The organism is Arthrobacter sp. SIMBA_036 (genome assembly GCF_046535135.1).
Taxonomy (GTDB): Bacteria; Actinomycetota; Actinomycetes; order Actinomycetales; family Micrococcaceae; genus Arthrobacter.
Genome location: NZ_JAWRXG010000348.1, coordinates 1 through 252 on the forward strand (window position 1 = coordinate 1; position 252 = coordinate 252).

The window sequence follows — 252 nt, forward strand, 5'->3', positions numbered from 1 at the left end:
CCACAGCATTGGTATTTCCTAAACCAATAGAGACAGTGACTTGGCCGTTAGTGAGTTGATCCGCGGTAATAAAGTCGTCGCCATTGGCGATAGTAAGGCTTGGAGCATTTGGTGCAGTGGTGTCAATAGCACCGTTATCAGACGCTGTTGCTTCATTGCCAGCAGGATCAGTAATGCTGGCATCGACTGTGTAATCACCCTCGGACCAGGGCGTGGTGACGTCTACGCTCCAGGTGCCATCCGGGTTCACAG

The 252-nt window shown here is 52.0% G+C and carries 1 protein-coding gene; it reads right to left on the bottom strand.

The window, feature by feature from the left end; genetic code table 11:
- A partial coding sequence (locus SB659_RS20145; protein WP_410551706.1) for an Ig-like domain-containing protein occupies positions 1-252 on the bottom strand: 252 nt, incomplete at both ends.